Origin of the sequence: Sneathiella sedimenti (assembly GCF_017313765.1) — a bacterium.
In the GTDB taxonomy this organism is placed as follows: Bacteria; Pseudomonadota; Alphaproteobacteria; order Sneathiellales; family Sneathiellaceae; genus Sneathiella; species Sneathiella sedimenti.
The window spans coordinates 802,074-826,668 of the sequence record NZ_JAFLNC010000002.1 but is presented as its reverse complement, the minus strand read 5'-3'; the positions used below and the strand labels follow the sequence as shown (position 1 = coordinate 826,668).

The following is a 24,595-nucleotide window of genomic DNA, read 5'->3' as shown; positions in this document are numbered from 1 at the left end:
CCCAACGCTTAAAGTCCATTATCCCGTAAATGAGGAGTTTTGCTGTATGTTCGCTGATGTTTCCCTGCCGCTTTTGATTGGCCTGATTGCGGCACTTGCCGGAACGGGACTTGTAGGCGGCGTTCTGGCCGGTCTACTCGGTGTTGGCGGTGGCATTGTCATTGTGCCCGTGCTCTATAATATCCTGCCTTTTTTCGGTGTCGATGACACGATCAGGATTCACGTCGCCATCGGAACATCTCTTGCCACCATTATCCCAACCTCAATCTCCTCCGCGCGGTCCCATTACAAAAAGGGGGCGATTGATGTCGATCTCCTGAAAAGCTGGGGGCCGGTGATCTTTATCGGGGTCATACTGGGCACGATTGTTGCCGCCTACGCCAACAGCAATCTGCTCACCCTTGTGTTTGCGACACTCGCCCTTGTCGTCGCGGCGAACATGGCGTTTCGGCCCGATAACGTGCATATCTCCGAAAGCCTGCCGAAGGCCCCGTTCAAGCAGCTCATCGCGCTCTTTATCGGTGGCTTTTCCGCCATGATGGGCATCGGCGGCGGCACCTTTACCGTGCCGATCCTGACCCTCTTCAATTACCCGATCCGGAAGGCTGTCGGCACGGCAGCGGCCATTGGGCTGATCATTGCCGTACCCGGCACCATCGGTTTCCTGATCGCAGGCCTGGATACCGCCAAGCTTCCGCCGGGGAATATCGGCTATGTCAATATCCTGGGCTTTCTGGTGATCTTTCCAATGGCTGCCCTGTTCGCGCCGGTTGGTGCGAAAATTGCCCATCAGATCAACGGGAGCCTCCTGAAAAAAGCCTTTGCCTTCTTCCTGTTCCTTACATCCCTGCGGATGTTTTACAGCCTGTATGGATAATGGCGGCGGCGCGGCACCACAGAACGCCCTATGCCCTGCGGGATCTGGAATGGGTCATCGCCTCTCCCTTTCTGTTAAAGGACAGGCCGGATCCCGACCTGGGGCAGCACCCCGAAACGAACGCATTACTCACGCGGCTGAGGGCTGACCCCGCGCCCCTGCTGGCCCATCTTGCCGCCACGCCCCGGCTCAATCTTGGCCGGTATTTTGAGCAGCTGGTCATTTTCTGGCTCGACAACCTCCCCTCCGTCACGCTGGTTGGCAGTAATATCCCGATTTTCCGGGAGAAGCGCAGTCTGGGGGAAATTGATCTCGCGTTTCTATTTGAGGGCCGCGCCCGGCATTGGGAACTCGCCATCAAATTCTATCTCAATATCGGATCGCCCGCGGATGAAGCTGATTTCGTCGGGCCGATGCAGAAAGACACGCTGAAAAGAAAACTCGACCGGCTTTATTGTCACCAGCTTCTGCTGCCCGCCCAAGCGGAAACCGCCGCCGTGCTGACCTCCCTCGGCCTTCAAGACGTCACCTCACATCCCTGGATCAAAGGCTGTCTTTTCTACCCGTACTCCACCGGTGCAACGCCCGCTGTCCTGCCGGAGAGAATTTCAGAAGGCGGCCTGAAACGGCCATGGCTCGGTAGAAACAAACTTGCGGAGGTATCCCTGCCTGCCTTCGACCATTTCCTCATCCTCGAGAAAAAGCGGTGGCTCACCCCCTACTTCTATCCCGAGGAAACCCTGACCGGGGAGGTTCCGGCCCTTTTGGCGGCAATCGACCGGGTCTTCGCACAGCGGCGCATGCCCCATCTTGTTCATCTGATGCGCGATGAGGGAGCGGACAGCCTTACCTCCCAAGGCACTTTCTTTATCACCCCAGAAGGCTGGCCGGCTTAACCGGAAAAGCGGACCACAGTCATGAACTTGGCGATGGTAAAAAACGCGCGCCGCAGGGAGGCCGCCTCCGTTACACGAAAGTAATGTCCGCCAGATGTCGCGCAATGACGCAAAAGCGTGGGGGTGGGCTCCGGTGCTAGATAGTCGATCACATAAAGGGTTATGCCGTTCTGTTTCATCCGTGCACAGCTATTGGCGAGGAGGGTATCCTCCCCCGCATCCGCTGCGCTGGTACCGATGACAAGGACCGCAATTTTCTCAACGCTGTTGTCTTCATAGGCCACCGGCAGGCCGCTCTCCTCACTCCAGACCCCTTGCCACTGCGGAGAAAGGACCCGTTCCGCCCAGAGAATTCCCCGGCCATAGGCCGTACTGCCATGCCCCTCGAGCGTGCCGAGCGCTGCGGTCAGGCTGAGGCTGTCGGCAAGCCCCCTGATCCGCTCCGACCGGCAATCCGCCGTCGTAATATTCCTGTAATGCGGTTGCCCGGTATCGGGATCTATTTCCGAATCCAGTGTCAGGATCAAGGGAAAAGCGGCAGTGCCAGGCAGTGTATCCCCCTCTCCTGCCGTTCCCGCACGCGGCGCGACGCACCAGCGATCCTCAGCCAGATCCCCGCTCCATTCCGTCGTTCCCGGTCCCTCGGGCGGGAGGTTTTCGGGCCAGGCCCCCTCTTCCAACCAGTTGTTATGTGGCGCGACGTTTACAATGGCATTTCCAACAGGAACAAGGGCCCATTTTATCCCCTGCGTCTGTGCGACTTCCGCCTCCAGCGAGCCAGCAAAGGCAGTGGCCGCGGATGTCACATCGCCCAGCCTTCCTGATGAGCCCAGACTCTCGGACGCGTCAAGGACCAGCACGACCTCCGCTTCCGGCATTTCCTGCACCGCCGAAATTGAGGTGGAAACCGCCACGTCATCAAAAAAATTAAATGCACGCAGCAGGGTTGTTGGAATTTCCACCGAGGCCGTTAGCGTTATCTCACCCGTCCCCGCAATTGTCGCAAGATTGACAGAAGGAGGTGCGATTGTATCGTCTGAATAGGTCAGTAAATCCGTACCTCGAAAATTTGCCCGCACAATCTCTGTTGCCAGTTGATCGAGTTCTTCTGCGCTCAGAAAACGGAAATTCTGGGCGGCTGTCACGACGGCCATCTCAGTGGCGATGCCGAGGCGTGATTTCGCGGCTAAAAACCGGGCCATATCTATGGCGAACGCCATCCCGCCGATAACGATAAAAAGGGCCAGAGCAAAGACAAGCAGCGCCGTCCCCCCTTCTTCCGCGCAGAACTTCCGGAGCATTGTCAGCATCATCCGTCCTCCCTAGTCAGGACTGCGAAGAACAGCCTGCCGAACGGGCGCAACAGCGCGGGCATGAACCGAAAAATCGATCACGCTCAAGGCACTTGCAAGAAAAAATCCTGTGCCCGGTGTCGCGCAAATATCAACCTGCACCAGATAGAGACTGCCCGCCCCCTCGATATTCCCGTCCGGCGACGTAAAGACGGGGTTTGATTCCGTGCAATTGCCGCCGTCCTCTCCGCGGCTTCGGCTCCAGAGGAAAGTCGCGCCGTTGTCGGGATTCAGTTCAATTGCCGTGACATTCAACCGAGATGTTCCCTCCGACCCGTTCCACTCGATCAAGTCCGTCATTGCCGCGAGGGCGATATCGAAATCCCCCTCCGCAAGAGCTGCTTTTCGCGAGAAATCATCGGCGAGGACAATGGCGGCGCGGTCGGCGTTGCGCGAAAGCTGGAGGATATTCGAAAAGGTAACCCCCGCCAGCAGCAGAAACAGGATTGCCGGCACGAACAGCGCCACCTCCACCATCACGCTGCCCCGGCAATTCGCGATCAGCTTTGCCATCAAATGACTATGAGCCATTCTTGACCACCACAAGGGCACTCTCCGTCACGTCGGCAGAATTATAGAGATAATTCACGAAGGGCGTTATCAAGGTGACACCATAGTGCAGACGATAGGCAGTCAGTGTCCCCTCATCTGACGGGCTTGCGCCCACAAAATCCGCGAGACTCTCATATCGACTAACCGTCACACTCAGGCGGGAAACATCGACCAGGCTGCCGACCAGGTCGGGCGCGAGAGTGACAAGCATTGCCTCTGCCTCCCCAGAAGTAAGGACACCTTCGGTCCCGGCGGCACTGTTGAACTTGATTTCATCGGACAACGCAACGGCCAGATGATCGAGCAGGCTGCGGGCGAGCAAAACACGGCTGACATCCACCACGCCAAAGACGAGCGCGAATACAAGCGGCAGAATAACCGCGAGTTCGACGGGAAGCGATGCGCGACAGTCCGAGGCGACCATCCGCACCCGATGCGCGCAGGCCCTCATGTGGCACCGGCGATCCCCGGTCGCGGCCCCAGCAAATACCGTCTCAGCAGGTTGTGGTCCTTCATCCGGCGGACAAGGTTATAGAATTTGAGGTTGTTGTTCGCGGTTTCCGGATCAAGATCAAGCCGCGCAATGCGGACCGATGCCGCCTCATCCCCCGCGAGACCGTAGGCCATCGCAAGATTCTGGCGGATCTGGGGTGATGATTGCGGCGCAAAGGCCAACGCCTCCAGGGAGGTCACGGCCGCGTCATACTCCCCCTCCATCAGGTAGGAAAGGGCGACATTATTCCTGATCCGCATATCGTCCGGCGCAACGTCAAGGGCCGCCGCATACAGCTTGCGCGCCTCCTCATGATTGCCCGCCATATCCGCCGCGATGGCGAGCCCGCCGAGCACATCAATATTCCTTGGTTCCAGTGTCTCGGCCCTGGCGAAATAAAGCGCCGCCGTTTCCGGCCGATACAGGAACAAATGCGCCCGGCCAAGCCCGAGGAGGGGCCGAATATCGTCAGGCGCCGTTGCCTCCAGATTCTCAAAAACGGATACCGCCTCAATAGGCGCGCCGGCTTTGAGGTAGGTCGAACCAAGCGCAGAGAGGACCTCATCATCAAACTTGTTCCTGGCCAGCAGCTTCTGGTAAATTTCGATGGCAGCGAGATAATTACCCGACTGAACGGAAACATCAGCAATTTTCAGTGCCCGTTCCCGCGCCGCTCCATCATCAAACAGGTTTTGCACCTGCAACCCCTTGCCCGGGAGAGCGCAGCCCATAAGAAGAATGGCCAAAACCGAAAGCAACAATACGCGTAAATACATTCCTTTATCCTCCGATCGCCCGCATCATCAGCGCGAATCCGGGACCTGCGGAAAGGGCGACGACGGGCGGTAAAATAAACAGAATAAGCGGGATACTCAGGAGTGCGGGCATGCGCGCCGCGTTGTTCTCAAGCTCAAGCATGGCATGCTTGCGGTTCTCCGCCGCCACCGCCTTCAGCGCGCCGGTGATTGATGTGCCATAGCGTTCCGACTGGCGAAGGGACAGCACAAGGTACTTCAGGCTCCGCGATGCAGTGCGTTCCTCCAGGTTGGTCAACGCCATCGATTTGTCGGGCAGGATCCGAAGTTCGCTCAGCGTGATTTTCATCTCCGCCGCGACCTCCGGCGCAAAAGGTTCCAGCCCCTCTACCGCACGCGCAAGGGCCACTTCCAGCGTCAGTCCCGCCTCAACACAAAGAATGAGGAGATCTATCATATCCGGCATGGTCCGCTCGATCCGCCGCTGCCTTTCCCGGATATGATAGCTGAGCAACAGGAACGGCAGGAAACTGCACCCGATCCCGGCAGCGACAATAACAAGAGCCAGCAGCATAACATTATCCGTTAAAGGAAAAAGCCCGCCGAACAGATATGCGGCGACAAAGCAACCGCCCGGAAAGAAAGTTATCCGCGCCAGGAGAAAGAGCTTTTTCCCGCGCACGGGATCAATGCCCGCCCGGATGAAACGGCGATGCAGACCCAGTTTTCTGTCTCCCACTTTCCCAAGGGGAATGGCCCGGGTCCATTTCTCGGGACCGGCAGGAACCGCCTCTTCCCGTTCCAGATCAATCCTGTCCAGCAACGCCGGTGTTTCGGCGGTCTCACTGCCGGTTCCTGTGATTTTTTGCAGCCGCTGATCGAAACGTTCAGAGTTCCGCGCGCTGAGCGCACTGAAGAGAAAAACGAGCGCAAAAAACCCGCAGACACCAATTGACGCCAGCAAGAGCACCTCCTCCATCGATGACGGCCAGGCCCCGTTCATTGAAGCGTCCTCAACAATCGGGAGAGGATGAAGAATCCGACTAAAATACTGATCCCGGAATAGATCAACAGGTTATGACCCAGCGGATCCTCGAACAAAAAGTCAAACTGCGCCTTGTTCGTGGCCGCAAGGATGACCAGGATGACGCCGGTAACGATCGTGACGATCCGGGCGGAAACCCGAGATTCAGATGTGAGCGCCTTCGCCTTGAGGAACTGCGCCCGCCGATCCCGGAGGACCTGGGCGAGATTCTCAAGCACGTCCGTATATTGACCGCCAGTGCGCCGTTGCAAAATGAGCGTTGTCGCCATGAACTGCAACTCCTTCACCGCGACCTCCTCCACCGCCGCGCCGAGCGCCGTTTCGAGATCAATCCCGATCCCAAGCTTTTCCGCCAGGATACGAAACTGGCTGCCAACCGGATCCGGCATTTCACGGGCGATCACCTGAAAATTCTCCTGCAAGGACATCCCGACACGCGCGCCACGGATAATGATGTCAATCGCTTCCGGCAGTTGATCAATGAAGCGCCGGCGTCGCGCATTCCGTCGATAGGCATGAAAGGCGACAAAGCCGCCGGCAAGCACCATCACGCCCCCGGCACTGGCAAGGGTGACAAGGGGATAATCAACAATGCCAATTGCGAGTATCCCCAGCAGAAGCAGCAGTAAAATCGTTATCGGCAGGGCTCGCCCCTGCAACCGTTGACGCCAACCCGCGCCTTCCCCCTCTTCGCGATAAAGGGGAGCAACGTCCGCATAGGACAGGGTCGGCATCGTCTCACTTTCCGCACGGTCGGGCTTAAGACCTGCAAGGCGTGCCGTGAGCCGGCGCTCCCCCTCTCCCAGTTTGCGGTAAAGCAAAAGCAGGAGCGACAGCCCGCTTAAGACAAGTACCGAAAAGGCGACCCAGTTGGGCCAATTCGGGAAGCTGAGCAATAAAAATTCCTGCGTCATGGATGCAGCGCCTCCTGCATATCTTCCAGAAGCCCGAATTTGCCTATTTTCTCCTCGAAATGAGGGCGTCCGCCGGTACAGCGGAACACCTCCCCGTTCCCTTGCGCGCGGGCAGCCCCCTCCACAAACTCGAACAGGGTCTGGCTGGTGATCACGTCCCCTTCCAGGGCGACAATCTCGGAAATCTCCCGGATGAAGCGGCGTCCGCTTGCCCCCCGCTCGACATGGATTACAAGATCAAGGGCGCTCGCAATCTGTTGCCTCGCGCCGCGGCTCTGGTAATTCGAAAGCGTCGACAGGATCAGATTTTCAAGGCGCAGCAGCGCATCGCGCGCACTGTTGGCGTGGATGGTCGACATGGACCCGTCATGACCGGTATTCATCGCCTGCAGCATGTCATAGACTTCCGGGCCGCGCACCTCGCCGATAATGATGCGGTCCGGCCGCATCCGCAGGCTGTTGCGCAGAAGGTCCCGTTGCGACACCTCTCCGGTCCCTTCGGTATTGCGTTGGCGGGTTTCCAGACTCACCACATGCGGGCGTTGCAGGGCGATCTCCGCCGCATCCTCGATCGTGACGATCCGCTCATTTTCATCGATCAATCCCGAAAGCGCGTTGAGCAGGGTTGTCTTTCCCGACCCGGTGCCGCCGGAAATCAGGATATTCAGTCGGCAGCGCGCCGCGATTTCAAGAAACCTGACCATGGCAGGAGAGCAGGAGCCGCCGTGACCCAGGTCATTCAGGCTCATGAATTCCTTGGAGAATTTGCGGATAGAGATGATTGTGCCATAGACGGACAACGGCGGCGCGATCACATTGACACGGCTGCCGTCTTTCAGGCGCGCATCCACCATGGGATTTGCCTCATCCACCCGCCGCCCGACAGAGGCGGCGATCCGCCGCGCCACCTCCAGTACATGATCATCATCGCGGAACTTATAGCTGGTCAGTTCCAGCCGCCCGCCCCGCTCCACATATACCGTGTCCGGCCCATTGACGAGGATATCCGTCACCTTCGGATCGGAGAGCAGGTTTTCAATCGGCCCAATCCCGACGATATCATCGAACAGTTCCCGTGCGATGGCACTTTGCTCCATCCAGTTGACCTGGAGCTTTTCCTCATCGACAATTTTAGAAACCGCCTCGGTTATGCGCATCGAAAGCTGCTCGGGCGGCATGGTCGACGCCGCGGTGGGATCGATGCGGTTGAAAAACTGCTTTCTCACCCGGTCGACCAGTTCGGGCGGGACGTCGAATTCCCGCTCTCGCGGTCCGGGCTTGCCGATATATGCCTCATCTGTTTCCGCAACGCCGCCCGGTCTTTCGCTTTCGGTCTTACGGCCAAACATGTCAGCCTCCCCTTAAGCCGAAGAGCCAACCGGATCGAGACGACGTTCCCTTCCGCCCAATCAACTCCGCCGCCAGTTTCAGAAAGGCGTCCGTGACCGGAATTTTCTCGCGGACAACCGGCTCGGCATTCAGGCTGGCGAGGGCGAGCCTTTTCTTCTCGAACGGAATGATGATGTCGACAGGGTGATCCACGAAGCGGGAAATCTTCTCGATCGGCACATCTCCGCCGGCGCGCGACCGCGATCGATTGAGAACAAGGAGGATCTTCTTCTCCCCTGTTTCCGATTTCAGCAGCTTCACAATCCGCGCCGCATCCCGCACCGAAGCCAAGGTCGGGTCCATCACCAGCACCCGGACATCCGCATTTTGAAGGACTGTCATGGCCGTTTCCGGGGCGGCCCGGTCGACATCCTGAATGATGAAATGATACCGGCTGCGAAGATGCTGCATCAACTGCGCAACGGCATCCGCCTCATAAGGGGCAGCGGCCGCGAAATCCGTTTCCGATGCCAGGAGTTTCACCTTATCTTCAGCCGCCAGCGTGGCGCGATCAACAAAGACGGGGTCGATCCGGTCCGGGTCCGTCAGGAGATCAGAGAGACCGGACGTCGGCTCCAGACCCATTTCAAGGGCAAGAGTACCGCTTGTCAGGTTGAGATCGACGAGCATGACATGCCGGTTATGGTGATTGGCGAGCAGCCATCCCGTATTCAGGACGGTCGTTGTCGCCCCGACCCCGCCCCGAACGCCATACACCGCGACGGACTTGCCGACCCGTGGTTCCGTCTTGCGTGCGGTGAGTCGGCCGCTGGCCCGGGCAACCGCCCGAAAGAGCAGATCGCTCGGCACGGGTTTGACCAGATAGTCCGTCACGCCGATTTCCATCAGGTCGCGATAAAGGCCAACGTTATCCTCTGTCCCCAGCACCACCACATTTACCCGCGGCGGACAGATATCAGCCAACGCCTGCAAATCCGAAAGTGGCAGCGATACCCGGGAGATATCAACGATGAGGACCGTCGGCATGGTTTTCTCGCTGTAATCGCGGATCACCTCGCGGAGCGTGCCGCGCCCGATATGCGCCGTCTCATATCCCCATTTCGGCAACAGGTCTTTCAGCTGCTTTTCCGTCTCCCGGTCCGCGACATAGGCGGCGGCCGACACGGCGGCTCCATCGGCAGTTGGAAAGGTCACGATTTCTGGTTTTTTCCGTACCGGCATCGTTGATATCCTGACTATTTGTTGGCGGGCGGAAACGGTGTCGGCGGGCGGGTCTGATAGGAGGTGATGGCCTTCACCTCCGGGCCGGCAAGCGGCGGGGCAAGATATCCACCCGAGCCGGCTTTGCCCGGGCGAACAAGGCTGACTAGCCGGTTGCGGTTTACGGCGCAGCCAAAGCCCGGTGTCCCCCACGCTTCATGGTCAATCAGTCGGCGGTGCAGATGCGCGCCGCAATCGCCAAAGGCATAAGTAAAATATGTCATCTCAAGTTTAAGGGCCGGCCCCCCTGCCTCCGGTGCCGGAACGGCGGGCGCTACCTCAATGGCGCTATAGCGATTGAGTCCCGAGTCCTCCAGCAGGCGGAACAGGTCCCGTTCCGTGGGACGTTCCCCCAGAGACTGGAACCGGATGTATCCCGGCGGGTCCCGCATCAACTCCTGTAATACCATGGATAAAGTCTGCCCGTTTCGCGCCGTAAGAGAACGATCCAGTTCATTCTCATAAAAGGAAAGGCTGTAGCTCTGGCTCTGGAGGCTATTTTCGGCAAGTGTCTGCGGGAGGCGCCCCGAGGGTTCGGGTCCATTGCAACCGATCAACAGCCCGTAAGCTGCGAGGATAAAAACACCGCCTGTCATGAAATGTCGCATTCTGGCGCCTTTCCCTTCCTCAATAGATATACCCCGCCGGCCCCTTGAGGGTCAGGCCATCCTGCCCCATACTTTGTGGAATCTCGGGGGCGAGCGTCGGAAGCGCGAGTTGCCCCGTCGTCATTTTCTCTGCCTGCCCTGTCGGCCGATACTGATCCGCCGGGCTGGCGAACAGGCTGTTATCGCGCGGTGTCACGATATTGGCGGTCGCGATAATCACGAGCTCCGTTTCCATTTTCTGATAGCGGCTGGACCGGAACAGCGGGCCAAGAACAGCAAGATCGGCAAGCCAGGGAACCTCATTGACGAGGTTTCGGGTCTGGTTCTGAAGCAGCCCGGCAACCGCGAAGCTCTGCCCACTGGCAAGCTCAATCGTCGCCTCCGTCCGGCGGACCGCGATACCCGGAATCCGGAAGTTATTGACGACAACCGCCCCGATTTCGGAAATTTCGCTCACCTCGGGCCGAATATGAATGCTTATGCGCTGATCCGAGAGAACCGTCGGGGTGATATCGAGAATAACGCCGAATTTCTTGAACTCGATCGTCACCTGATCGTTCGTCGCGGATACCGGTATCGGAAATTCCCCACCGGCAAAAAAGCTCGCCGTCTCGCCAGAGCGGGACGAGAGGTTGGGCTCCGCCAGAATGGTGATGAGATTTTCCTCGGCCAGAGCATCGATTACGGCCGAGACGGACCCCTGACTGCCCCGATATCCGAGCAATCCGCTTCCGCCGACACCCGAAATTGCGGAACTCGGGATCAGGCCGTTGCCAATCACTGACGGCCAGCGGTTCGTTATCAACCCGACCACCAAAGATCCCGGGTTCAGCAGCATATCCCAGTTTATGCCGAGGTTTTTCGTTGCCTCCCGGTTCATCTCCACGATACGCACCCGAATATTCACCTGGGACGGCGCCAGCACCTCCATGCGGTTGACGATTTCCTCCCCTTCCCCCAGAAATCCGCGAACAACGGAGACAATCTGCTCCGCCTGCACGGGCGTACGCGCAACGCCGGAGAGGAGAAGGCGGCCCGGGCTCGACTTGACGTCAAGATTTGCATCGGGGAACTGCTCGGCAAGGAGTTGCAAGAGCATGACAAGATCGCGCGTGACAGTGACGGATTGGTCAAACAGGACCGCGCCGCCTGCCCCGATCGCCATCACATGGGTCCGCCCCGGCGCCTTGCCGAAAACGAAAAGACCGTTGGAGGCAGTAATCTGGATGTCCGCAATCGCCGGATTGGTGACCAGCACTTCGGCAACGGGTCCGCCTAGCGGGACAAGATGTCCCTGATTGACGTCGAGCGAAAGTGGCTCCGTCCCGTTCGTCGCGCGCGCGACACCCACCGGAGCTGACAACAGAAGAAGAACCGTCAGCATCAGGACCATATAGCCAATTTTCTGGATGCTGTTTCTCATCACGGCCCCCTATTTTCCCGTCACCGGCGACAGCGTGATAACAGAGGTCTCCCCGCCGCGCATGACCCGGATGGCCCGGGACGAGGACTGTTTCGATATCACCGGAACCGGTTTCAGATCGGGAAACAGATCACTTGCTGAAAAAGCGACTTTGTCAGACGGGCGCTGAAAATGCTTCCCTAGGGGGCCGCCATGAAGCGATATCCGCAATTTTCCAATCGACTCGGCCATGGAGACAAGCTCAACCTCGTCCGGAGACAGCGCGAGGGTTACGGAATTCTCTTTCACCGCTCCTGCCTCGACGCCGATGACGCGGATATTTTCAAGCAGGGTTTTCACCACCGTCTCTCCGGCCCGGGCCGCGTGGGGCGGCGTGATATAGGTGAGGATGAGGTCGACATGGTCGCCGGGACGCAACTGCTCGAAATCACGACGGTTGTGAACGGCGACGGGACGCGCGCGCATGCCGTCCAGCAGCAGTGTTTTCAGATAGGCCGCATCGGACGGCAAAACGAGATGTACATCCTGGACATAGGCGTGCCTGGTCAGCGACTGCGTAAACGCCGCCCCCTGCCACAGGGCGAGGTCGGTGTTTCCCCGGATCAACAGATGGTCTCCCACCTGCCCCGCGGGAAGCCGTTGCCATTCCACCAGGCTCTTTGAAAGAATATCGCCTCTGTTGACATCTTGCACCAGCCGCAGGGCCCATTTCTCGGGAGCTTGTGCAATCGGAGAGGATGCCGGTTCGGCTGGCTCCACAGGCTCGAAGAGGTATTTATTGCCAAGATAGGCCGCAGATCCCAAGAACAGCGCCGCGAGGAGTATGAAAATAAAGCTTTTCATCGCGGTCACCCCATGCCCTGCAGAGGGATGCGGGAAAGCGCCACGGTACCACCCGCCGCAATGGCGACGCCATACGGCACGGAGGGAGAAAGGCCCTCTTCCGTCATCAAGCCATATTTCAGAAATGGCGAGGACGCCCATTCGTGAATCATCCGAAGGATTGGAATAACGATAAAAAGGGCGAGAAGTCCGCCGCAAAGCGCTGTTATGACAAGAAATTCAGGGCCCGCTCCAGGACCGGCCCAGAGCATGACAACTGTCGCCAGCTTGACATCGCCGCCGCCGATCTTGCCAAGAGCGAAGCCGACAAGCATTAGCCCAAACAACGTCCCGGCCCAGAGGATATGCCCCATGATATCGAGCGGTACGGAGGTAAATGTCGCATAAAGAATAAATAGCAATAACACCGCGAGAGAGACCCAGTTACGGATCAGGCGGCGCGTCATATCTGTATAGGCGGCCAACCAAAGCAGTATTATCGCCAGAAATGGATAAAAAGAAGTCATGGTGCCTTACTCCTCCCGGCTCGGTGAAGACCTGCCGGGAGGTACAGGTTATAAAAAATCTAGTTCGAGCTGCCGCCGCCACCGCCGGATCCGGAAAGATCGATGTCATTAAAGGCGGTTTGTAGCTTCGTATAGAATGCCGTTCCGGCAACACCGACAACAGCCGCTGCGGCGGCCGCCATCAAGGCATACTCAACGGCCGTGACGCCACTTTCATCCTTTAAAAGTTCACTCAGGAATTTTTTCATTTTTTCACCCCTCCTGTCGAAAATAGACCGGCGTAATTTCTGCTAGATCAGATCTACACCCTCATTGATTGTTATCGTCCGAATTTAGTCAGAAAAGACACACTCTTTCTGGTTCCGGCAAATTCAATCTTCGCCGATGACTCTCAACTCAATTTCGGATTTTTACGAAATACACTACAAAAAACGGTTAAATTTGATAATTATATATCTAAATTAGTTACCGGCTTATTTTTGCTCATATTTTTGAATTACTGATATTTCTAATATTAAAAATTTTAATACATTTGTCAGTATTTTTCTGCCTAATTTATAGTTAATCGGGTATTAAATTACGTAATTTACACGCAAAAAATACATTAGCGTGTTTAAATATATAGGTTGAGCAATTTATAATTGTAATTTCGAAACAGGTTCGCGCTCGCTTAGATAGATTCGTTGAATCATAGACTTGGCATTTATGTGATTTCTTACCGTCTATACACGTCCTATTTTCCATCTAGGTTGCGCGGAAGCCGCTATTCTTCGAGTAATTGCCGCAGGACAGATATATAAAGTTGAACTATCGCCATTTACCCCGTATATGCGAAGCTGAACTAGCGGAGGCCGACATGAACAGGGTCGATAGCGCGCGACGCATCTTAATCTACAGCCACGACTCATTTGGTCTCGGCCATTTAAGGCGGTGCATGGTTATGGCCAACTCGCTGGTGGAGCAGAACCAGAACCTCTCGGTTCTCATCCTCTCCGGCTCTCCCATCATCGGCAGTTTCGATTTCAAGGCCCGCGTCGATTTTGTCCGCATTCCCGGCATTATCAAGCTACGCAACGGGGAGTACACCTCTCTCAGCCTGCATATCGATACGGAACAGACGCTGGCCATGCGCGCCTCCATCATCCAGCACACGGCGGAAACCTTTGATCCGGACATCTTCATTGTCGACAAGGAACCCTATGGCCTGAAAGGGGAAGTGACCGACACACTCGAAATGCTGAAGGCCTCAGGGACGCATCTCGTGCTTGGTCTTCGGGATGTCCTGGATGACCCGGCCCTGCTCGAACCGGAATGGGAGCGCAAGAATGTCCTCCCTGCCCTTGAGGACATCTATGATGATATCTGGATTTTCGGCGTAAAGCAGATCTACAATCCCCTGACGGGCCTGGATATTCCGGCCAACGTCAAACGGAAAATCACCTATACCGGCTATCTGCCGCGCACGGCACCCGCAGTCTCGCGACCGGCAATCCTGGATGAGATGACAGAGCCCTATGTTCTGGTAACGGTCGGTGGCGGCGGCGATGGCGACATCCTGACAGACTGGGTCATCCGGGCCTATGAGGGAGACCGGCAACCCCCACTCAGCGCCTTGTTCGTGCTTGGCCCCTTCATGCCGCCGGATACCCGTGCCAGCTTTCGCGACCGGATACAGCAATTACCCCGCGTGCGGGCAGTGACGTTCGACAGCCATTTGGAAAGCCTGATGCAGGAGGCGACCGCCGTTGTCGCCATGGGCGGATACAATACCTTCTGTGAAGTGCTCTCCATGAATAAGCGGGCGCTCATCATTCCGCGGACGGTTCCCCGCCTTGAGCAATACATCCGGGCGACACGCGCGGCCGAGGCCGGACTGATCGGCGTTCTTGTTGACGATGGCGAGCGCGCAAGCGATACCATGCTGACCGCACTACGCCATTTATCGCAGCAAAAGAAGCCGTCGGAGGTGATTATCCCCGGCCTGCTCGACGGGCTGACAAACCTGAACCGGCTTGTACGGCTGCGCTTCAAGGCAGTTGATAAACGGCGGGCGATCATGTCCACGACCCGGGCCGCTGCCTCCGATTGATCCTTGAGCGCTATTTCAACGTCACATACATTATTTTCTCATCGGCAATTTTAGCCTGATCGAGGGGCGGCAGGTCATTATGCGTCATGATCGCCTCGATATTCTTCACATAGGCTTCGCCCCGTTCGGAATATCTGATCAGGGTGCCCACCAAATCCGGACCGGTAACGGCCCGCTCTTGCGCGCGTAGGGCTGCCCGCGCTTTTCGAAAATCCGCATAGGCGTCGTGAGAGTTAAGGTTGAGCATATAGGCCTGCACCGAGGCAAGCGGCGTCTTGAAGGCTTCGATACTGTAATTGCCCTTGCTTTTGCGCTGCTCTTTCGGCTTGATGCCGCCCTTGTAGCTCCACTGACCGAATAGCGCATTGCCCTCCGCCGCAAAGCGCGATGTGCCCCAACCGCTCTCATCCACCATTTGTGCGACAATCAGGGACGGCGGAACGATATCCACCCGATGCTTGAGCTCGTGCCAGAAACTTTCGTCGATATCGCGGCCACCAAGACCATAGTTATCGGCCTGCCCCAGAAGCCATTTTTCATCGGCTTTCGACAGCGCCTTGCCCGAAGCGTGATCCTCCTCCAGAGCCTTCAGCTTTTTCCTGTCTTCGCGGAGAGCGTGGTTGGCAACGAAGGCAAGCGGAATGGAGAGCCGGAGAAAGGTGCGCTTTTTCTCCGCGACCGGCAACTCCGGGGCAACTTTCTTGCGCCACTCCTCCGGGATATCAAGGATAACATAGGGTGGAACCGGCTGTGTTCCCTCTTTCCATTTCGCTATAGAATAGCCTTTGCCCTCGAAGAAACTGGAGAACTCATCAAAGTTCTGCATGGTGATTGTTTCCGCGCGAAGCGGCAGTGCAGCCCCCAGCATAAAAGCGCCGACGAGGGCCCCTCCCGCCAGTACTTTGATCAGTTTTCTTTTCTTCATTTGACGACATCCCCCTTACTCTTCTGTTCAATGAGAATATTATGCCACGAAATTGCGCCTGTCGGGAGCCTGTTCTGGATTATTCTCTCCGCGACTCTCCAAGGAATACAGATAATCCTGCGAGGATTGGCTTAATGCAACGATCAGCGGCCGGAGTAATTTATACCCCGCCGACCCGCTTTTTAATGAAAACGACATGCCATCCGGTTTTTAATACTAATGTCCTCTAATTTAGCAGTTTCTGCTTGCATAGGCACTTTTTCAGGTGGAATAGTTGACGGAACTTCCGAACTATCGGTAGGGGGAGAGACTACCAATGAGCGACAAGTATGATGCCGTCATAATTGGTGCGGGCGTTATCGGTGCCTGCATTGCCTATGAACTAGCGAAGGCGGGTCGCAAGGTGCTGTCGATCGACCGCCTGCCCGCCTCCGGCTTCGGCTCAACCTCCGCTTCCTGCGCCATTATCCGCACCTATTATTCCGCGCTGGACACTTGCGCGCTCGCCTATGAGGGGTGGTTCTACTGGATGAACTGGGCGGATTATATCGGGGCGGAGGATGAAAAAGGCCTGATCAAATATCACAATACGGGCGCCTTGATCGTCAAGACGCCGCATAATGACTACATGCGCAAAATCTGCACCCTGATGGACAAGATCGGCTGCCCCTATGACCATCTCACGCCGGAGCAGATGCGCGAGAAACTGCCGATTATCGACACCCACCAGTTTGCGCCGGTAAAACGGCCCGACGATCCGGCCTTTGGGGAACCGACGGGCGACAGCGTTCCGGGGGGCGTGTTCTTCCCGCGCGGCGGTTATGTCAGCGACCCGCAGCTTGCCGCCCATAATGCCCAGCGCGCGGCAGAGGCCCATGGCGCAAAGTTCTGGTTCAATGCCGAGGTCAGCGCGATCCGCCAGGAGAAAGGCCGCGTCACCGGTGTCACCCTGAAAGACGGGACTGAGATTGACGCGGATATTGTCGTCAATGTCGCCGGGCCGCATTCCGCCAAGGTCAATGACATGGCCGGGGTGCTGGAGGATATGAAAATGTCCACCCGCGCCCTTCGTCATGAGGTCGCCCATGTCCCCTCTCCCGACGGGTTTAACTTCGAGACCGACGGCGTCGTGCTGTCCGACAGCGATGCCGGTATCTACTGCCGGCCAGAGCTTGGCAACCATATCCTGATCGGATCAGAAGACCCGAAATGCGACACGCAGGAATGGGTCGATCCGGATAATTTCAACGAAGACTTTACCGAGCAATGGAATGCGCAGGTTTTGCGCCTTGCCCAGCGATTTCCGGCGCTGGGTATACCACGGAAGACAAAAGGTGTGGTTGCGCTTTATGACGTGACCCGCGACTGGGTACCGATCTATGACAAGTCGAGTCTGGACGGCTTTTACCTCGCCATCGGCACCAGCGGCAACCAGTTCAAGAACGCACCGGTCGCCGGGCGGATGATGGAAAAACTGATCCGCGAATGCGAGGCGGGCCGTGATCACGACAGGGACCCGGTTCATTTCCATCTTGAAAATATCGACTACGATCTTTCCATGGGCACTTTTTCGCGCAACCGGGAGGTCAGCCAGGACAGCAGCTTCACCGTCCTTGGATAGAAGACAGTGTAAATACGAGAGGGCAGAAACATGAAATCCCATGTCAAGGTAGCCGTTATCGGAGGGGGGGTCGTCGGCTGTTCCGTCCTCTATCATCTGGCCAAGCTCGGCTGGACTGATATCGCGCTGATTGAGCGGTCGGAGCTGACCTCCGGCTCCACCTGGCACGCCGCCGGCGGGTTTCATACCATCAACTCCGACACCAATATCGCCGCGCTGCAGGGGTATACCATCAAGCTTTACAAGGAGCTCGAGGAACTGTCCGGGCAATCCTGCGGCCTGCATCATGTGGGCGGCATTACACTCGCGGGCACGCCGGACCGAATGGATTACCTCAAAACTGAGCGAGCGAAACATCGCTATATGGGCCTTGATACCCATATCATCGGGCCGGCGGAGATCAAGGAACTCTCCCCCATTACCAATGTCGAGGGCGTGATCGGCGGCCTCTATGATCCGCTGGATGGTCATCTAGATCCCTCCGGCACCACCCACGCCTATGCCATGTGCGCACGCAAACTCGGCGCCGAGATTTATCTTCGCAATCCCGTTCTGGAACTGAACCCGCAACCAGACGGAAGCTGGCAGGTCGTCACCAAGGACGGCACGATCAACGCCGAATATGTGGTCAATGCGGGCGGTCTCTGGGCACGGGAACTGGGCGAGATGGTCGGCATCTTCCTCCCGCTGCACCCGATGGAACACCAGTATCTGATCACCGAGGATATTCCGGAAATATACGAGCTGGGGCGCGAGCATCCGCATGTCATGGACCCCGAGGGCGAAAGCTATCTCCGGCAGGAAGGGCGCGGTCTATGCATTGGCTTTTACGAACAGGACTGCGATCCATGGGGCGTGAATGGCACACCGCTTGATTTCGGCCATGAACTGCTCCCCAACAAGCTCGACCGTATCGAGGACAGTATGGAATTCGCCTTCAATCGCTTCCCGGTCCTCGGCACGGCAGGCGTCAAGAACGTGATCAATGGCCCCTTCACCTTCGCGCCGGACGGCAACCCGCTAGTCGGGCCAGTGCCCGGCCTCAGGAACTACTGGTCCGCCTGTGCGGTCATGGCAGGTTTCAGTCAGGGCGGCGGTGTCGGCCTCACCCTCGCCGAATGGATGATCGAGGGCGAACCGAGCCGTGATGTTTTTGCCATGGATGTGGCGCGCTATGGCGACTATTGCTCCCGTCCCTATGCGCGCAAGAAAGTGACCGAGAATTACCAGCGCCGCTTCAGTATCTCCTACCCCAATGAGGAACTACCCGCTGCGCGTCCCTTCCAGACAACACCCGCCTATTCGATCTGGAAAGATCAGCGTGCCGTCTTCGGGCAGGCCTACGGGATGGAGGCGGTCAACTACTTCTCACCGGAAGGAGAGCCGCTACTGGAGACACCTTCCTTCCGCCGCTCCAACGCCTTTGATGCCGTTGGCGCCGAATGCCGGGCCGTGCGCGAAAAAGTCGGAATCACGGAAATCCACAACTTCGGAAAATACAAGGTGACGGGCCCCGGCGCGGCGGACTGGATCGATATGATCATGGCGGGTCGCGTGCCCAAGGTCGGCCGCATGAGCCTGAGCCCGATGCTGAGCCCGAAAGGACGCCTGATTGGCGACTTCACCATTGCGAGGCTGGCAGAGGAGGAATTTCAGCTCACCGCCTCCTTCGGGGCGCAAGGCTATCATCTTCGCTGGTTCTGGGATCATTTGCCGGAGACAGGCGTCGAGATCGAGAATGTCAGCCTCAAACGCATCGGGCTCCAGATTGCCGGCCCCCGCGCCCGAGACCTGCTCGCCAAGGTCACTTATGAGGATGTCTCGACCGAAGCCTTTCCCTTTATGGCGGTGAAACGCATGGGCGTCGGGCTTTCCGATGCCATTGTTCAGCGGGTCACCTATACCGGCGATCTCGGCTATGAAATCTATGTCCCTGCCGATGAACAGATCGGCCTTTATGAAGTGCTGGCCGAGGCGGGAGAGGAATTTGGCCTGACGCCCTTCGGGATGCGTGCGATGATGAGTTTGCGCCTTGAAAAATCCTTCGGTTCCTGGATGCGGGAATTCAAGCCCGACTACACACCGGAGGAAACCGGCCTCGATCGCTTCGTCGCCTATAACAAACCCGCCGACTTTATCGGCAAGGCCGCTGTGCTGAAAGAAAAGGCGGAGGGCGTGACGCGCAAGCTCTCCACCTTCGTTGTCGAGGCGCTGGATGCCGATGTCCATGGAGATGAGCCGATCTGGAAGGACGGCAAGGTTGTCGGCTTCGTCACTTCCGGCGGCTATGCCCATTATGTCGGGAAATCTGTCGCCATTGGTTTTACCCCGCCTGACATGATCGAGGACGGCGGCGCGTTCGAAATCGAGATACTGGGAGAAATGCGACCCGCGAAAATGGTGCTTGAGCCGCTGCTCGATCCGACGGCGGAACGGATGCGGGGATAAACGTCCCGCTCTATTAAGAGGAGATTATGATGACGGCAGGAAATGAACGCTCTCCCGGTCGGCGCTCCCGGCGCGGCCACCGGGTCAAGGCAAGCTTCACCCAGCTCCCCCGCCAGAAAGTCGTCAATACATTCAAGCCCACCGAGCTTCTGTCCGAAGACCAGATCGAGGATATCCATAACGCCTCCATGGAAATCCTTGAAAATATCGGCATCATGGTCCGTCTGCCAAAGGCGCGGGAAATCCTGAAAAAAGCCGGGCAAAAAGTCGATGAAGATACCCAGATCGTCTATTTCGATCGCGGCTTCATCATGGAGGCAATGTCGCACGCGCCATCCGAATTCACCCTGCATGCCCCCAACCCCGAGTGCGACCTCGCCATTGGCGGACAGAATCTTGTTTTCTCCATGGTCGCAAGCACGCCCAACGCCATGGATATGGATGGCGGACGACGGACCGGCAACCGGGTGGATTTCCGAAATTTCCTGAAACTGACCCAGAGCCTCAATATCCTCGGGACCAGCGGCGGCTATCCAGTGGAGCCGGTAGACATCCACGCCTCTATCCGGCATCTGGAATGCGGGCGGGATTTTGCGACGCTGACGGAAAAGGTGCCCTATATCTATTCCCTCGGGCGGCAGAGAAACCTCGACGGGATCGAGATGGCGCGGATCATGCGCGGCATTTCGATGGAGGAAATGCTGACCCAGCCGAGCCTGTTCACCATCATCAATTCCAACTCCCCCCTGATGCTGGATTCCCCCATGCTGGAAGGGATTATCGAGATGGCGGCCCATGGGCAGGTTGTGATGCTGACGCCCTTTACCTTATCGGGCGCGATGGCGCCCGTGACCCTTGCCGGTGCGCTCACCCAGCAGAATGCGGAAGCCCTTGCCGGCATGAGTCTCGCCCAGACCGTCCGGCCCGGGGCCCCGGTCGTCTATGGCGGCTTCACCTCCAATGTTGACATGAAGTCCGGCGCGCCCGCCTTCGGCACACCGGAATATGCCAAGGCGACCATCGCCAGCGGGCAGCTTATCCGGCGTTATAATATTCCGTACCGGTCGTCCAACGTAAATGCCTCAAACGCGCCGGATGCGCAGGCGGCCTATGAATCGGAAATGTCGCTCTGGTCTCTGGTCCTTGGCGGGGCGAATTTCGTCAAGCATTCCACTGGCTGGCTGGAAGGCGGCCTGAGCGCGAGTTTCGAGAAAGTCATCATGGATGTGGAAATGATCCAGATGATGATCGAGATGATGAAACCCATCGATACCTCGCCGGACTCCCTTGCCCTCGATGCCATGCGGGAGGCCGGGCATGGCGGCCATTTCTTCGGCACCCAGCATACACAGGAACGGTATGAAACCGCCTTCTACACCCCGATCCTGTCTGACTGGCGAAATTTCGAGAGCTGGGTCGAGGCCGGCTCACCGGACGCGATGAAGCGCGCCAATACCATCTATAAATCCATCCTCGCGGAGTATGAGGAGCCCCCGCATGACCCGGCCCGGCTGGAGGAACTCAATGAGTTTATCGACAAGCGGATTGCCGAGGGCGGTGTCAAGACGGACTTTTGACCCGCACACGAATATTTTACTCCGGCGGCATTGTTTCACCGCAAAGACAACATAGCTCTAGGGAAAGATACATTTCCGGAGTCGTCCCGATGCGCCATTCAATCCTCCTGCTGGTTGGTTTCTGTCTTGCCGCTGTTTCCGTAATCCCCCTGGCTGCCGCCGACCTCGCCAATGGCCGATGCCAAAAGGAAATCGAGAATGAAATCGCCAAGGTCACGATCCTGCTCGAACGGGTCAAGGGCACGCAGATCGTGAATGTGTATGACAGCAATGGTGTTGGCGGCGGGCGTATTGACCGTGTCGAAGGCTGGGTATCCTTCAATGATTGCAAGGGTAACCTTGTCGTCGTTGTCGATCGCAACTGTCAGGCGGAGCAAAGTTACACCACCTACCAATGCCGTATACCGGGCGTCAAAAACTTCTGATATTTACGCGTCGTAATCCACGACCACATCGTCTGTCAGGGGATGTGACTGACAGGTAAGGACGAAGCCTTCGGCAACCTCATCCTCCTCCAGGGCATAGTTGACGTCCATCCTCACATTACCGCTTATGACTTTTGCCCGGCAGGTCGAACAGACACCGCCCTTGCAGGCATATGGCAGGTCAAGCCCCACATCCAGTGCGGTGTCGAGGATAGACTTCCCCTCTTCCGCAACCTCGACCTCCGTCCGTCGCCCGTTCAGGATGACCCCGACCTTCCGTTTCGGGCCTGCCTCCTCAATAACCTGGGGGGTCGATCCCGCATTCTTCGCCGCCTCCGTGATAAACAGCTCGAAATGGATATGGGACTTATCGAGTCCATGCGCCTCAAGTGCGGCTTCTGCGTCATGGATCATCTGTTCGGGTCCACAGATGAACGCCTCATCCACGGTCTTCACATCAATCACGCTGTCGAACAGGTCATTGCATTTTTCCGCATTGATGCGGCCATTGAACAATTCCACATCCTGATGCTCCCGGCTCAGGATATGCATGAGACTGAACCGGTCCGGGTAGATATTCTTCAAATCCTCAAGCGCTTCAAGGAAGATGATCCCGGCAACGGAGCGATTGCCATAGACGAGGGTGACCTGCGATTTAGGTTCCGTTCTCAGGATCGTTTTGATAATCGACATGATGGGGGTGATGCCGCTGCCCGCCGCGATGGCGAGATAGTGCTTGGCGCTTTCCGGGGAGAGCGGCGTGAAAAACCGCCCCTGCGGCTCCATCACCTCGATCACGGCGCCAGGCTGATAATTCTGATTGGCATGACTGGAAAACCTGCCGCCTGCAATCTTCTTGACGGCGATGCGGAGTTCCGGCTCGCCAACGGCGCTGCAGATGGAATAGGAGCGACGCACTTCCTCCCCCTCCAACTTTTCTTTCAGCGTCAGATGCTGACCTTGCGTGAAGCGATAGGCGTCCTTCAACTCGTCCGGCACATCGAAGGAGATGGAGACGGCGTCTTTCGTCTCCCGCACCACATCCTTGATCCTGAGAGGATGGAAAATCGTCATGTTAGCGACCTATACACATTTGAAATAATCGAAGGGTTCCAGACAATCGAGGCACTTGTATTGCGCCTTGCAGGCAGTCGAGCCAAACTCGCTCACCTGTTCCGTCCTGTTGGAGTTACACTGCGGACAGGAAACTTCCTCATGCCCGAGAAGTGCGACCTTGCCCCTGTTCGCCGGCGGCGCAATGCCATATTCTTTGAGCTTGCGCCGTCCCTCTGCCGTGATCCAGTCCGTCGTCCAGGCGGGAGAAAGTTCCGTTTTAATCTCGAAATCAGGAACGCCATGGAGTTTCAGCATGCTCGCGATATCCGCCTCGATCACCTCCGTTGCCGGACATCCCGAATAGGTGGGCGTGATCACGACAACCGGATGACCGTTCTCCCCTTCCTCGACCCGGCGGATAATGCCGAGATCGGCAATACTCAGCACCGGGATTTCCGGATCCTTTACAAGGGCCAGAATCTCTATAAGTTCGTCTTTGACGGCAAGGGCTACCATTTCGCATCCGGATAGGCGCGCGGCAGGAACTGCATCTCCGCGAGGAGATAGCCCAGATGCTCCGAATGCTTGCCCTCCCGGCTGCCACGGACCGACCAGCTATCCGCGGGGCGGATCAAGGTTGCCTCTGCGAGCACGCCGTTGACATAGTCATCCCAGACCGGGCGAAGCGCCGCCACGTCAACGCCGAAGCCATCGGCCAACATCGCGTCATCCACTGCGTCCATATCGAACATCTCCGGGAGATATCCCCACAGGTCATCTATGGCACCCTGTATCCTCTCGTGGCTTTCATCGGTCCCGTCACCCAGCCGGATAATCCAGTCGGCGCTATGGCGGCGGTGATAGGTGATCTCTTTCAGGGATTTGGCGGCAATCCCGGCGAGCCGGTCATCAGATGACTTTGCAAGCCCCTCGAACTGCAGATACTGGAACGCGTCGAAGAAAAACTGCCGCGCCATGGTTTTCGCAAAATCGCCGTTGGGCTGTTCCAACAGCAGAAGATTGCGCCAGTCTTTGGTATCCCGGAAATAGGCGAGCCGGTCCTCGTCCCGTCCCTTGCCTTCAACCTCCCCGGCGTATGAAAGAAACATCCTTGCCTGCCCCAGGAGGTCGAGGCCGATATTGGTGAGCGCCAGGTCTTCCTCCAGCATCGGCGCATGGCCACACCATTCGGCGAGGCGCTGCCCGAGGATCAGGCTGTTGTCGCCGAGACGCAGCAGATAGTCAAAACGCATATCTTTATCGGTCATGATGCCTCACAGATGGCCGACTTCATCGGGCAGTTCGAAAAAGGTCGGATGGCGGTAGAGCTTGTCGTCACTCGGTTCATAGAAACTGCCCCGATCCTCCGGCGAGGAGGCGACAATGTCGGTCGACTTCACCACCCAGATGCTGACCCCTTCGCCGCGACGGGTATAGACATCGCGCGCATTGGTGAGCGCCATTTCCGCATCTGATGCATGCAGGCTGCCGACATGCTTGTGATCAAGGCCGTTCTTGCTGCGGATAAAAACTTCATACAGCGGAAGCTCGCTTTTTGTCTCAATATTCATTTTACCAAT

General features: G+C 57.4%; 25 protein-coding genes. 7 read left to right on the top strand and 18 right to left on the bottom strand.

What is annotated here, in order from left to right:
* The first annotated feature begins 46 nt into the window (after window positions 1–46).
* Window positions 47–877 carry a sulfite exporter TauE/SafE family protein gene (locus J0X12_RS09085; protein ID WP_207044526.1) on the top strand — a complete coding sequence of 277 codons (831 nt, stop codon included), beginning with the start codon at window positions 47–49 and terminating at the stop codon, window positions 875–877.
* Window positions 877–1,773, top strand: coding sequence for a DUF1853 family protein (locus tag J0X12_RS09080; protein WP_207044524.1), 897 nt, complete (start codon window positions 877–879; stop codon window positions 1,771–1,773). The genes J0X12_RS09085 and J0X12_RS09080 overlap by 1 nt, the downstream gene beginning before the upstream one ends.
* Here J0X12_RS09080 and J0X12_RS09075 read toward each other — a convergent pair.
* The 13 genes from J0X12_RS09075 to J0X12_RS09015 are packed head-to-tail and all read right to left on the bottom strand — an operon-like array spanning window position 1,770 to window position 13,122.
* Window positions 1,770–3,086 (bottom strand): TadE/TadG family type IV pilus assembly protein, encoded by a 1,317-nt coding sequence (locus J0X12_RS09075; RefSeq protein ID WP_207044522.1) that lies wholly within the window; start codon window positions 3,084–3,086, stop codon window positions 1,770–1,772. The two genes, J0X12_RS09080 and J0X12_RS09075, sit on opposite strands and share 4 nt — an antisense overlap.
* A gap of 9 nt (window positions 3,087–3,095) precedes the next feature.
* On the bottom strand, window positions 3,096–3,656 hold the full coding sequence (locus J0X12_RS09070) for a TadE/TadG family type IV pilus assembly protein (RefSeq protein WP_207044520.1): 561 nt from the start codon (window positions 3,654–3,656) through the stop codon (window positions 3,096–3,098).
* On the bottom strand, window positions 3,646–4,128 hold the full coding sequence (locus J0X12_RS09065) for a TadE/TadG family type IV pilus assembly protein (RefSeq protein WP_207044517.1): 483 nt from the start codon (window positions 4,126–4,128) through the stop codon (window positions 3,646–3,648). The genes J0X12_RS09070 and J0X12_RS09065 overlap by 11 nt, the downstream gene beginning before the upstream one ends.
* Entirely contained in the window at window positions 4,125–4,946 is an 822-nt protein-coding gene (locus J0X12_RS09060; protein WP_207044514.1) for a tetratricopeptide repeat protein, read from the bottom strand. Before J0X12_RS09060 ends, J0X12_RS09065 begins: the two co-directional genes overlap by 4 nt.
* A gap of 4 nt (window positions 4,947–4,950) precedes the next feature.
* Window positions 4,951–5,928, bottom strand: coding sequence for a type II secretion system F family protein (locus tag J0X12_RS09055; RefSeq protein WP_207044512.1), 978 nt, complete (start codon window positions 5,926–5,928; stop codon window positions 4,951–4,953).
* Window positions 5,925–6,884 (bottom strand): type II secretion system F family protein, encoded by a 960-nt coding sequence (locus tag J0X12_RS09050; RefSeq protein ID WP_207044508.1) that lies wholly within the window; start codon window positions 6,882–6,884, stop codon window positions 5,925–5,927. The genes J0X12_RS09055 and J0X12_RS09050 overlap by 4 nt, the downstream gene beginning before the upstream one ends.
* Window positions 6,881–8,233, bottom strand: a complete 1,353-nt coding sequence (locus J0X12_RS09045) for a TadA family conjugal transfer-associated ATPase (RefSeq protein WP_207044497.1) — start codon at window positions 8,231–8,233, stop codon at window positions 6,881–6,883. Before J0X12_RS09045 ends, J0X12_RS09050 begins: the two co-directional genes overlap by 4 nt.
* Before the next feature lies 1 nt (window position 8,234).
* Window positions 8,235–9,455, bottom strand: a complete 1,221-nt coding sequence (locus tag J0X12_RS09040; RefSeq protein ID WP_207044495.1) for a CpaE/TadZ family protein — start codon at window positions 9,453–9,455, stop codon at window positions 8,235–8,237.
* A 14-nt stretch (window positions 9,456–9,469) separates the two neighbouring features.
* Window positions 9,470–10,102 (bottom strand): hypothetical protein, encoded by a 633-nt coding sequence (locus J0X12_RS09035; RefSeq protein WP_207044493.1) that lies wholly within the window; start codon window positions 10,100–10,102, stop codon window positions 9,470–9,472.
* 19 nt (window positions 10,103–10,121) lie between these two features.
* Window positions 10,122–11,525 (bottom strand): type II and III secretion system protein family protein, encoded by a 1,404-nt coding sequence (locus tag J0X12_RS09030; protein WP_207044491.1) that lies wholly within the window; start codon window positions 11,523–11,525, stop codon window positions 10,122–10,124.
* A gap of 9 nt (window positions 11,526–11,534) precedes the next feature.
* A complete protein-coding gene (gene cpaB / locus J0X12_RS09025) occupies window positions 11,535–12,368 on the bottom strand; it encodes a Flp pilus assembly protein CpaB (protein WP_207044488.1) in 834 nt (277 codons plus the stop codon).
* Window positions 12,369–12,373: 5 nt separating this feature from the next.
* A complete protein-coding gene (locus J0X12_RS09020; protein ID WP_207044484.1) occupies window positions 12,374–12,874 on the bottom strand; it encodes an A24 family peptidase in 501 nt (166 codons plus the stop codon).
* A 59-nt stretch (window positions 12,875–12,933) separates the two neighbouring features.
* A complete protein-coding gene (locus J0X12_RS09015; RefSeq protein WP_207044481.1) occupies window positions 12,934–13,122 on the bottom strand; it encodes a Flp family type IVb pilin in 189 nt (62 codons plus the stop codon).
* A 608-nt stretch (window positions 13,123–13,730) separates the two neighbouring features.
* On the opposite strand from J0X12_RS09015, the gene J0X12_RS09010 reads away from it, so the two are divergent.
* On the top strand, window positions 13,731–14,963 hold the full coding sequence (locus tag J0X12_RS09010; protein WP_207044477.1) for a glycosyltransferase family protein: 1,233 nt from the start codon (window positions 13,731–13,733) through the stop codon (window positions 14,961–14,963).
* Window positions 14,964–14,973: 10 nt separating this feature from the next.
* On the opposite strand, the gene J0X12_RS09005 is transcribed toward J0X12_RS09010, so the two are convergent.
* A complete protein-coding gene (locus J0X12_RS09005) occupies window positions 14,974–15,888 on the bottom strand; it encodes a glucosaminidase domain-containing protein (protein ID WP_207044473.1) in 915 nt (304 codons plus the stop codon).
* Window positions 15,889–16,204: 316 nt separating this feature from the next.
* On the opposite strand from J0X12_RS09005, the gene J0X12_RS09000 reads away from it, so the two are divergent.
* From J0X12_RS09000 to J0X12_RS08985, 4 genes are all read left to right on the top strand, one after another.
* Window positions 16,205–17,509, top strand: coding sequence for an NAD(P)/FAD-dependent oxidoreductase (locus J0X12_RS09000; protein ID WP_207044471.1), 1,305 nt, complete (start codon window positions 16,205–16,207; stop codon window positions 17,507–17,509).
* A 30-nt stretch (window positions 17,510–17,539) separates the two neighbouring features.
* Window positions 17,540–19,957, top strand: coding sequence for a GcvT family protein (locus tag J0X12_RS08995; RefSeq protein ID WP_207044470.1), 2,418 nt, complete (start codon window positions 17,540–17,542; stop codon window positions 19,955–19,957).
* A 29-nt stretch (window positions 19,958–19,986) separates the two neighbouring features.
* On the top strand, window positions 19,987–21,534 hold the full coding sequence (locus J0X12_RS08990; protein WP_207044469.1) for a trimethylamine methyltransferase family protein: 1,548 nt from the start codon (window positions 19,987–19,989) through the stop codon (window positions 21,532–21,534).
* 89 nt (window positions 21,535–21,623) lie between these two features.
* Window positions 21,624–21,959, top strand: coding sequence for a hypothetical protein (locus tag J0X12_RS08985; RefSeq protein ID WP_207044468.1), 336 nt, complete (start codon window positions 21,624–21,626; stop codon window positions 21,957–21,959).
* A gap of 3 nt (window positions 21,960–21,962) precedes the next feature.
* Here J0X12_RS08985 and paaE read toward each other — a convergent pair whose 3' ends face one another.
* The 4 genes from paaE to paaB are packed head-to-tail and all read right to left on the bottom strand — an operon-like array spanning window position 21,963 to window position 24,586.
* The gene (paaE, locus tag J0X12_RS08980) at window positions 21,963–23,033 is read right to left on the bottom strand and encodes a 1,2-phenylacetyl-CoA epoxidase subunit PaaE (RefSeq protein ID WP_207044467.1); all 1,071 of its coding nucleotides are present in this window, start codon (window positions 23,031–23,033) and stop codon (window positions 21,963–21,965) included.
* 9 nt (window positions 23,034–23,042) lie between these two features.
* A complete protein-coding gene (gene paaD, locus J0X12_RS08975; protein ID WP_207044466.1) occupies window positions 23,043–23,531 on the bottom strand; it encodes a 1,2-phenylacetyl-CoA epoxidase subunit PaaD in 489 nt (162 codons plus the stop codon).
* Window positions 23,525–24,283 carry a 1,2-phenylacetyl-CoA epoxidase subunit PaaC gene (gene paaC, locus J0X12_RS08970; RefSeq protein WP_207044464.1) on the bottom strand — a complete coding sequence of 253 codons (759 nt, stop codon included), beginning with the start codon at window positions 24,281–24,283 and terminating at the stop codon, window positions 23,525–23,527. The genes paaD and paaC overlap by 7 nt, the downstream gene beginning before the upstream one ends.
* Window positions 24,284–24,289: 6 nt before the next feature.
* Entirely contained in the window at window positions 24,290–24,586 is a 297-nt protein-coding gene (gene paaB, locus J0X12_RS08965; protein ID WP_207044462.1) for a 1,2-phenylacetyl-CoA epoxidase subunit PaaB, read from the bottom strand.
* Between the last annotated feature and the right edge of the window lie 9 nt (window positions 24,587–24,595).